An 8,903-nucleotide genomic window follows, 5' to 3' on the forward strand; every position below is an offset into this window, starting at 1 on the left:
TTTCACGGTCCCCAGGAGTAGGCTGCGTGGTAGCGGAAATATGCATTATAGTAGCTCTGGTATCTGCTCTTTGATACGGATCTTCCGTCAATCCAGTAATTTACTTTGATCCTGCCATTTGACTGACGCTGTCCGACATAATCAGACATGGTAAGATTGATATAAAGTGTACGTCCTTTGATCTTAAAAATATTTCTGGAAACACTTCTTCCTGTGATAAGGGTCTTTACGATAAATGTCTTCTCTCTTTTATTGTAAAGAAGCTTCTGAGGTCCAAAATAGGAAGTACGCATGGTTGCAACCGGCTGTACCTGTCCTCTGTAAATTGTCCAGACCAGCATTACTCTTGCGCGTTCACTGTAGAAAAATGCTTCCGGAATATTGTCGCCATTTACATCACGGAAAATGTAGCGGAGGTTATTATCACAATGCACTGTTTTCATGGAAACATTCTTTCCGCAGTCATTATATTTCCAGCCGGAACGGCTTCTTAAATCGTAGTTGATATTCAGGCGTGTGCCTCTTCTTCCCCAGTAGCTTAATTTGTTGTTGTACATTCGAACTGCTTTCTGATAACTGATTCCGGCTGCCTGTACCGGTGTTGCTGTGATTCCTGCACTCAAAAACAGTCCCGCCATAATTCCTAAGATTGTTCTGATAAAAAATGTTCTGATCTTTTTCATTCTCTTTCCTCTCCTTTGCTTTATTTCCTGTGTTCTTTATATGATTACAGTATATAAGACCATTTGGAAAATTTGTTTTTTACACAAGATAATCCAGCAATTCTTTCTGATGGCAGTAAGAATCACGGTATACTTTGTAGAGATAGAAATTCTTTCCCTGGATCACCTGCTTCTCCACCTCTTCTTCCAGAACATCCAGCGGTTCTGTAGAGCGGAGAAAACGGATCACAAACCGGTCAAACTCCTGGTCTGGTTTCAGAACAGAAAATCCACAATTCATCAGAATACGGTTGAGACGGTTCATTGTGATCTTGTTCTCATCGTCCAGCGGAACTCTGACCTTGACAAACAAAAGGAAGCTGATCAGGGTCGCCCTGTTGATATCTCTTCCGCCTGTAATAAATTCCCGGAAGAAATCCTCTCCGGAACGACCTCTCTGATAAGCTTTTTTGCGTTCTCCTTCGTTTCTGCCTCCGACAAAATCTTTTGCCTCTTCTTTCTTTCGCTGTTCTTCTTCCATCTGGAAAAGTTTCTGTGAAGCAGTTTTCCATTCCTCAGAAGACGGGTTCTGGCTGCAAAGTCCCAGTGAATGTGCAACGCGGATCTTCATGTTCTGTGGCCACTGATCAAAGTTTCCATAAAGTTCAAAAAGAATTTCCATCCAGTCGACCGATACATAGCCAAAATAAAAATAATTGAATTCATCAAAAATGCCTCCCGGTGTCAGGGCAGTGTTTTCGAGATATTCCTTTTTTTCCTCCAGAGACATGTTGTTTTTCTGTTTATCCGCGTCCTTTTTTAATTTTGTCAGCGGTTTCAAAAAGGCAAGTTCTTCCAGAGCAAATTTCTCTTCTCTGCCGCGTTCTCCCTTCTCAAGCATGTTTCCATACTGATTGCGGAGTTTTTCTTCCCGGATACAGCTTTCATAGTATCGGTCACAGCGATCCTGTATGTAAAAATAAAGATATTTACAGAAATAATATCTTGCACGCTCTCTTACAGAAGAAAATTTCTCTATATTTTCCTGCACAAAAGACCAGAATTCTTCCGCTGAATCGCTCTGTATGATTTTTTCTTCCAGTGATCTCGTCAGAAGCATTGTCTCCAGTTCTTCAGAGACAGACTCTGCCTCCATATATTCCTCAAGTTCTTTTAATGTAATCTTTCCACCCCTGAAAAAACGCTTCTGTGCTCCGTCCGATTCCTCAAAAATCTTCCTTCCCTCGGAAAAAAGTTCTTTCCATTCTTCATATCCCATCTGTCGTTCAAATGCATAGATCAGACACGCTTCATAAAAACTTCTCGCATAGAGTTTCTCACATCCACTTTCTTCCAGCTTCTGGTTCACCTGGTCAAGATCCCATCTGGATGCAAATCCCTCTGCCAGAATCTCCAGTCTTGTTGGAACAGATTTCAGCTTCTTCTCCTCTGTTTTGGAGAGTTCCTCTGTATCTATAGAAAAGTTCATAACAAGGTTTTCAAAAAGGCTGCTCTTTTTCATGATTCTCCTCCATTTCCCGTGATAAATAAAATTATACCTTTTTATTCCTTTTCAGACAACAAAAAAAAGCAGAACCCGCAAGGATCCTGCTTCTTATTGTTGTGATTAGTCTTCTACTTTCACGATTTCTTTCTTGTTGTAGCTTCCGCACTCTTTACAAACTCTGTGAGGCATCATCAGGGCGCCGCATTTGCTGCATTTTACCAGGTTCGGAGCACTCATTTTCCAGTTAGCACGTCTTTTGTCACGTCTAGCTTTGGATGATTTGTTCTTTGGACATATGGACATAGGTTACACCTCCTTAAATTTACTAAATATATCACTGATGGCGGCCATACGTGGATCCTTTGGTTCCTCTGCACATCCGCAGGGTCCCTGGTTCAGATTCTTCCCGCACTGGCTACAGATTCCTTTGCAGTTCTCCCTGCAGAGAACCTTCAAAGGCCAGTTCATCAGTACCTCAAGATAGACCAACCGGTCCACATCCAGGTCTATTCCCGTGAGATAGTCATTCTCATCCAGATCTTCTACTCTGTCTTCATCAGATTGTTTCATATCCAGTTTGCGCTCAATGCTGTATGAAATCTCAACGGAAACCTGTTCAAGACAGCGGTCACACGGAATACCGACCGTGACACTTCCGTTACCGGTTAATTCCAGTACCTTATTGCCGGTATTGGCAATGGTAAGTTTTACCGGAGTTTTATCCAGGATCGGATATTCTCCCAACTGAAATGAAATTGTATCTAGTTCAAGCTCAGGAGTGATCTGAATGACCTTTCCTTCACTATCAATAATCTCTGATAAATGAATCTGCATAATTATCTCCTACTCACACCTTATCAATTATACATAGATGACCTTGGTTTGTCAATCTGATTTTTAAATTATTTTGTATTTTTCTGCCAGAAAATCTGACAGGGTATACTGTATTTAGCATAGATAAAGAGAAGGAATCTGCCGATACGGTAAATTCCCTCTCTTATTTCTTATATTTGAGTCATGAACCCTGGCATTACTTAACCAGTGCTACTGTATCTCTGCAGATTGCAAGTTCTTCGTTGGTAGGAATAACTGCAACTTTGACTTTGGAGTTTGGTGTGGAAATAACGATTTCTTCTCCAAATGTGTTGTTTGCAGTGTCATCGATCTCAACTCCGAGGTATCCAAGGTAGTTACATACATCTTTACGAAGTGCTCCTACGTTCTCGCCGATACCAGCTGTAAATACGATCGCATCTACACCGTTCATAGCTGCTACATAGCCGCCAACGAATTTAGCGATACCATAGCAGAGTACATCGTATGCATTCTTAGCGTCTTCGTTTCCTGCTTCGATCGCTGCTCTGATGTCACGCATGTCACTGCCGACTCCTGACATACCCTGAAGACCAGATTTCTTGTTGAGAACGTTCATAACACCTGCAAGGTCAAGGTTCTCTTTCTTTGCGATGAACTCAACGATTGCCGGGTCGATGTTACCGGAACGTGTTCCCATAACAACGCCTTCAAGTGGTGTAAGTCCCATTGTAGTATCTACGCATTTGCCGTTCTGAACAGCACTGATGGAAGATCCGTTTCCAAGGTGGCAGACGATAACTTTGGAGTTGTCTTTGTCAAGGCCGAGGAATTCTACAGCACGTTTGGATACGAAGCTGTGGGAGGTTCCGTGGAAACCATATCTTCTTACTTTGTATTTCTTGTAGTATTCGATCGGAAGTCCGTACAGATATGCTTTTGCAGGCATTGTCTGATGGAAAGCTGTATCAAATACACCAACCTGCGGTACGCCTGGCATAAGTTCTGCGCAGACACGGATACCGATCAGGTTTGCCGGGTTGTGAAGTGGTGCAAGATCGTTGCACTCTTCTACTGTTGCGATCATCTCGTCTGTGATCACTGCTGAGGAAGCGAATTTCTCGCCACCGTGGACGATACGATGTCCGATCGCATCTACTTCTTTAAGGCTCTTGATCGCACCTGTCTTGTCGTTTGTCAGTGCATCCAGTACGAACTGGATCGCTTCTTTGTGTGTAGGCATTGCACACTCTGTGATTTCTTTGTCAGATCCGGCTTTCTGATAAACCAGTCTTCCGTCGATTCCGATTCTTTCGCAAAGACCCTTTGCCAGAACATCCTCTGTATCAGAGTTGATGAGCTGATATTTCAGAGAGGAACTTCCGCAGTTGATTACCAATACATTCATCTTAATATCTCCTGTTCCATATATTTCAATATGTAATATTATTTATTGTTTGTGCAAAATTATTTGTCTTCTGCCTGGCACTGTACAGCTGTGATAGCAACAACACCAACGATATCATCTGCAGAGCATCCTCTAGACAGGTCGTTGACTGGTTTTGCGATACCCTGTGTAACAGGTCCGTATGCTTCTGCTTTGCCAAGACGCTGAGCAAGTTTGTATCCGATGTTTCCTGCATCAAGGTCAGGGAATACCAGAACGTTTGCTTTACCGGCAACTTCGCTTCCCGGAGCTTTGGATGCACCAACGCTTGGTACGATCGCTGCGTCAAGCTGGAATTCTCCGTCCAGTTTGAGTTCCGGATGTTCTTCTTTTGCGATTCTTGTAGCTTCTACCATCTTGTCTACGTCTGGATGTTTTGCACTTCCCTTTGTGGAGTGTGAAAGCATAGCAACGATCGGTTCTTCCTCAACAAGAAGCTGGAATGATTCTGCAGAAGATGCTGCGATTGCAGAAAGTTCTTCCGGAGTCGGGTTCTGGTTCAGACCAGAGTCAGCAAATACAAATGCTCCGTTTGCGCCGTATTCGCAGTCCGGAACTACGATCAGAAAGAATGCGGATACCAGTTTGGTTCCTGGTTTTGTTTTGAGGATCTGCAGGCATGGACGAAGTGTGTCTGCTGTAGAGTGGCATGCACCGGATACCATACCGTCTGCATCGCCCATTTTTACCATCATTACACCATAGTATGGGTACTGAGTATGAAGGATCTCTTTTGCTTTTTCAGGTGTCATACCTTTCTTAGCTCTCAGTTCTACAAATTTGTCAATGTAAGCCTGAGTTTTGTCAGATGTCTCTGGGTCAACGATTGTTGCTCCGGAGATATCGAATCCGCCTTCAGCAGCTTTCTTATTGATTTCTTCTTCGTTTCCGATGAGGATGATCTTGGCAACTCCCTCTTTCAGAATCTTATCAGTTGCCTCGAGAGTCCTCATGTCCTCTGTTTCTGGCAGTACGATAGTTTTGATGCTTTTTTTGGCTCTTTCTTTGAGTAAATCAACAAATCCCATGATTAAATGGCTCCTTTCGTTATTTCGGTCATATGACCGTGTGAGTATCCAGAATATGACCTCACAGCTAAGTTCATTATACCCCCAGAATTTGTGCATTTCAAGTAGTTGACATGTAGATTCTTCCAAAGAGCGGTATTTTTTAAAGTGCAATCCGGGCAAAATCACGAAAGTCTGAAAACAAAATATTTGTCCGGCTGTTATTTTTTATGCTACAATAGAAAAACCAGATAACTTTTGCCGTGGGCAGAAAGGATTTTATTATGAAAGTAACCGGGATCATTGCGGAGTATAATCCGTTTCACAGGGGACATAAATATCAGATAGATTACTGCAAAAAAGAACTGGGGGCAGATTATGTGATCGTTGCCATGAGTGGCGATTATGTGCAAAGGGGCACGCCGGCGCTCCTTTCGAAACATGTGCGGGCTGAGATGGCACTTCGATGTGGTGCGGATCTCGTGCTTGAAATGCCGGTGTCGGTAAGCACTGCCAGCGCGGAAGCTTTTGCCATGGGCGGAGTTTCCATGCTGGATGGGCTACATGTTGTGGATAAACTTTGTTTCGGAAGCGAATACGGTGACGTTTCTGCCTTGCAGGAGCTTGCGGAAATTCTTGTAAAGGAACCAGAAGAATACCGGCGATTACTGAAAGAATTTCTGGGAAAAGGACTGTCCTTTCCTGCTGCCAGAAGCCAGGCACTGATGGAATATTTCAGAAATCCCCGCAACTTTACAGGAGATGATTTTGACGGTGTGCTGACTCCGCTCCTGAATCAGATTGCGCAGATCCTGAATTCTCCGAACAATATTCTTGGAATTGAATATTGCAAGGCACTTCTGCGGCTTGAAAGCAATATAAAACCAGTCACCCTGAAACGTCAGGGCATGGGATATCACGAAACGATTCCGGCCGCTGTTTCCACAGATGCTCCTTTTGCATCTGTTTCTGCAGATACTACTGCCGATAACATTCTCTTCGCGTCTGCCTCTGCGATCCGCGAACTTCTGAAATCCGATCTCACGCAGGAAACAATCTCCCGGATCGCCGCGCAGGTTCCAGATGAGGTCTGCACACTCCTTGCCTCTTCCTTGCGGAAGAATGAATACCTGACAGAAGATGCCTTTGACCCACTTCTTTCTTATTGTATATTAAAGGGAAATGCGGACAGTTTTTGCAATTATCTGGATGTCTCCGGAGATCTCGCCGAGAGGATCGTGAACCGTTCAAATGAGATCAACGGTTTCCTTCAGGCTGCTTCTCTTCTCAAGACAAAGGAACTCACTCAGACCAGGATCCAGCGCGCACTGCTCCATATCATCCTTGATATCCGGGATGTACCGCCTATCGTTCCCTACGCCCGTGTCCTCGGTTTCCGCAAAGAAAGCAGTACACTGCTGAAAGAAATCAAACACAGCAGCTCGATCCCGCTTCTCACCAAACTCGCAGACGCAGACAGCCTCCTCGATGAGATTGGATTGAAACTGCTTGCAGAAACAACCTTCGCTTCAAATCTCTATGAAAAACTACTCTGCCAGAAAAGCGGCAAAAAATTCATCCATGAATATCAAAAACAGCTGGTCCTGATCTAGGGCCAGCTGCTGTTATTTTAGTCTGACAGAAGGATACGGTCATTATCAAGAGCCTTACCGGCTCCTGTCTTGAATTTCTCAAGCAGACCATCTACGGTCATATTTTTCTTTTCTTCTCCTCCGATATCAAGCACGATATTTCCGGAGTCCATCATCAGGATCCTGTTACCAAGGTCGATCGCTGACTGCATATTGTGTGTGATCATCAGGCAGGTAAGCTGATGTTTCTCTACAATACGTCTTGTCAGGTTCAGGACTTTCTCAGCGGTTCCCGGGTCAAGTGCCGCGGTATGCTCGTCCAGAAGAAGTAATTTCGGCGGGTTCATCGTCGCCATCAGAAGGGTAAGTGCCTGTCTCTGGCCACCGGAAAGAAGTCCTACCGGATGGCTCATACGTTTTTCCAGACCAATATCAAGTTTCTTTAATTCTTCACGAAATCTTTCTTTTTCCTGGCGGGTCGTATGGGAAAGCCAGCCGCCCTTGCCTGCTGCAAGAGCAAGGTTTTCCTCGATTGTCATGCCCGGGGCTGTTCCACGCATCGGATCCTGATAAAGACGTCCGATCTCTCTTGCGCGTGCATGCTGCGGCATGAAAGTAATATCTCTGCCGTCCAGCTCGATCGCACCTGTATCTGTCATAAAGTCACCACAGATTGCATTAAAAAGAGTGGATTTTCCCGCTCCGTTGGAACCGATGATCGTTGCAAAATCACCTTTTTTTAATTCAAGTGAAAGATCTGTGATCGCTTTTTTCTCATTGACGGTTCCCGGATTAAATATTTTTGAGATATGGCTGATTTTTAACATGATCATCTGCCTCCTTTTTTGTGTGTCAGTCTGCGGCGGATCTGCGGCCACTGTTTCTTAAGATATGGGCCGGAGATCGCAAGGACAACGATGACAGATGATACGAGTTTCAGCATGAACGCCGGCATGTTGAAACGAAGCGCGATCGTATAAACCAGACGGAAAATAAAGGAACCAAGGACCATTCCTACGGCTCTTACAAAGATTCCGCCGCGGCCGAGGATCGTGCCTCCAATCAGCAGGGATGCCAGTGCGATCGTGACCATTCCCTGTCCGATGTTGATATCTACAGATTTCTGTGACTGGGACAGAAGGCATCCGGAAAGTGCGGTAAAGGAGTTGGCTACACACAGTCCGATGATCGTTGTAAATACCGGGTTGATCGAGGAAGATTTGACCATATCAGAGTTATTTCCGGTTGCACGGATCGCAAGACCAAGTCTTGTCTTCAGGAAAAATACCAGAAATACGATGACAAGGATCACCGCGATCGCAGCAATGAGGATATCCTCTCTTCCCTTCAATGGTGTACCTGCAAGCGCATCTTTCATCATGGTAAATACGGTCGTAGTCCTGTTCATATTGATGAGGGAAGAACCTCCCATCACCGCAATGTTCACAGAATAAAGCGCTGTATTTACGATGATTCCTGCGAGCAGGCTGTCAACGCCAAGCTTCGTCTGCAGGATCGCAGTCACAAATCCGGAACCCACACCGGCGAGCATGGCCGCCAGAATAGACAGGAACGGATGACCGCTGACTGCCACGACAGCACCTACGGCTGCTCCAAAAGTAAAGCAGCCGTCAGTGGAAAGATCGCAGACATTCAGCATGGAATAACTAAGAAACAGAGCAAGGACGGTCAGAGAACAGATCAGTCCAAGCTTCAGAGCTGTCTCTCCAAGGGAGAGCATGGTTGCAATCGTCACGGTGAATTCCTCCAGTTAATTTGGTTTTATTTTGTAACTGTTCAGTACCCTCACAGTTACTTTAACTTGTTGTGCTAGATAAAATAAAATATAAAGAAACTTCAACAAAATGTGCTATC

Annotated in this window: 9 protein-coding genes; 1 reads left to right on the forward strand and 8 read right to left on the reverse strand. The window is 44.5% G+C overall.

Annotation, left to right across the window (positions count from 1 at the left end; all coding sequences use genetic code 11):
- Window positions 1-2 precede the first annotated feature (2 nt).
- The 6 genes from DXC01_RS09285 to pta form a co-directional block, all read right to left on the reverse strand.
- Entirely contained in the window at window positions 3-683 is a 681-nt protein-coding gene (locus DXC01_RS09285) for a hypothetical protein (RefSeq protein ID WP_022215447.1), read from the reverse strand.
- Window positions 684-762: 79 nt separating this feature from the next.
- Window positions 763-2,184 carry a hypothetical protein gene (locus DXC01_RS09290; protein WP_118698784.1) on the reverse strand — a complete coding sequence of 474 codons (1,422 nt, stop codon included), beginning with the start codon at window positions 2,182-2,184 and terminating at the stop codon, window positions 763-765.
- Window positions 2,185-2,289: 105 nt separating this feature from the next.
- Window positions 2,290-2,472, reverse strand: a complete 183-nt coding sequence (gene rpmF / locus DXC01_RS09295; RefSeq protein ID WP_005425421.1) for a 50S ribosomal protein L32 — start codon at window positions 2,470-2,472, stop codon at window positions 2,290-2,292.
- A 3-nt stretch (window positions 2,473-2,475) separates the two neighbouring features.
- Window positions 2,476-3,003, reverse strand: coding sequence for a YceD family protein (locus DXC01_RS09300; protein WP_022215449.1), 528 nt, complete (start codon window positions 3,001-3,003; stop codon window positions 2,476-2,478).
- Between the two features lie 196 nt (window positions 3,004-3,199).
- Entirely contained in the window at window positions 3,200-4,390 is a 1,191-nt protein-coding gene (locus DXC01_RS09305) for an acetate kinase (RefSeq protein WP_022215450.1), read from the reverse strand.
- Window positions 4,391-4,449: 59 nt separating this feature from the next.
- The gene (gene pta, locus DXC01_RS09310; RefSeq protein WP_118252388.1) at window positions 4,450-5,457 is read right to left on the reverse strand and encodes a phosphate acetyltransferase; all 1,008 of its coding nucleotides are present in this window, start codon (window positions 5,455-5,457) and stop codon (window positions 4,450-4,452) included.
- A 263-nt stretch (window positions 5,458-5,720) separates the two neighbouring features.
- Here pta and DXC01_RS09315 point away from each other — a divergent pair, with 263 nt between their 5' ends.
- Window positions 5,721-7,049 carry a tRNA(Met) cytidine acetate ligase gene (locus DXC01_RS09315; protein WP_118698785.1) on the forward strand — a complete coding sequence of 443 codons (1,329 nt, stop codon included), beginning with the start codon at window positions 5,721-5,723 and terminating at the stop codon, window positions 7,047-7,049.
- Window positions 7,050-7,066: 17 nt separating this feature from the next.
- Here the strand turns inward: DXC01_RS09315 and DXC01_RS09320 are convergent, their stop codons facing one another.
- Both DXC01_RS09320 and DXC01_RS09325 read right to left on the reverse strand, forming a co-directional pair.
- Window positions 7,067-7,855: an ABC transporter ATP-binding protein gene (locus tag DXC01_RS09320; RefSeq protein WP_118698786.1), complete on the reverse strand. Its 789-nt coding sequence runs from the start codon at window positions 7,853-7,855 to the stop codon at window positions 7,067-7,069.
- A 2-nt stretch (window positions 7,856-7,857) separates the two neighbouring features.
- Window positions 7,858-8,769 carry an ABC transporter permease gene (locus DXC01_RS09325; protein WP_118252424.1) on the reverse strand — a complete coding sequence of 304 codons (912 nt, stop codon included), beginning with the start codon at window positions 8,767-8,769 and terminating at the stop codon, window positions 7,858-7,860.
- Between the last annotated feature and the right edge of the window lie 134 nt (window positions 8,770-8,903).

Origin of the sequence: Blautia sp. OM07-19 (assembly GCF_003481595.1) — a bacterium.
Classification (GTDB): Bacteria; Bacillota; Clostridia; order Lachnospirales; family Lachnospiraceae; genus Blautia_A; species Blautia_A intestinihominis.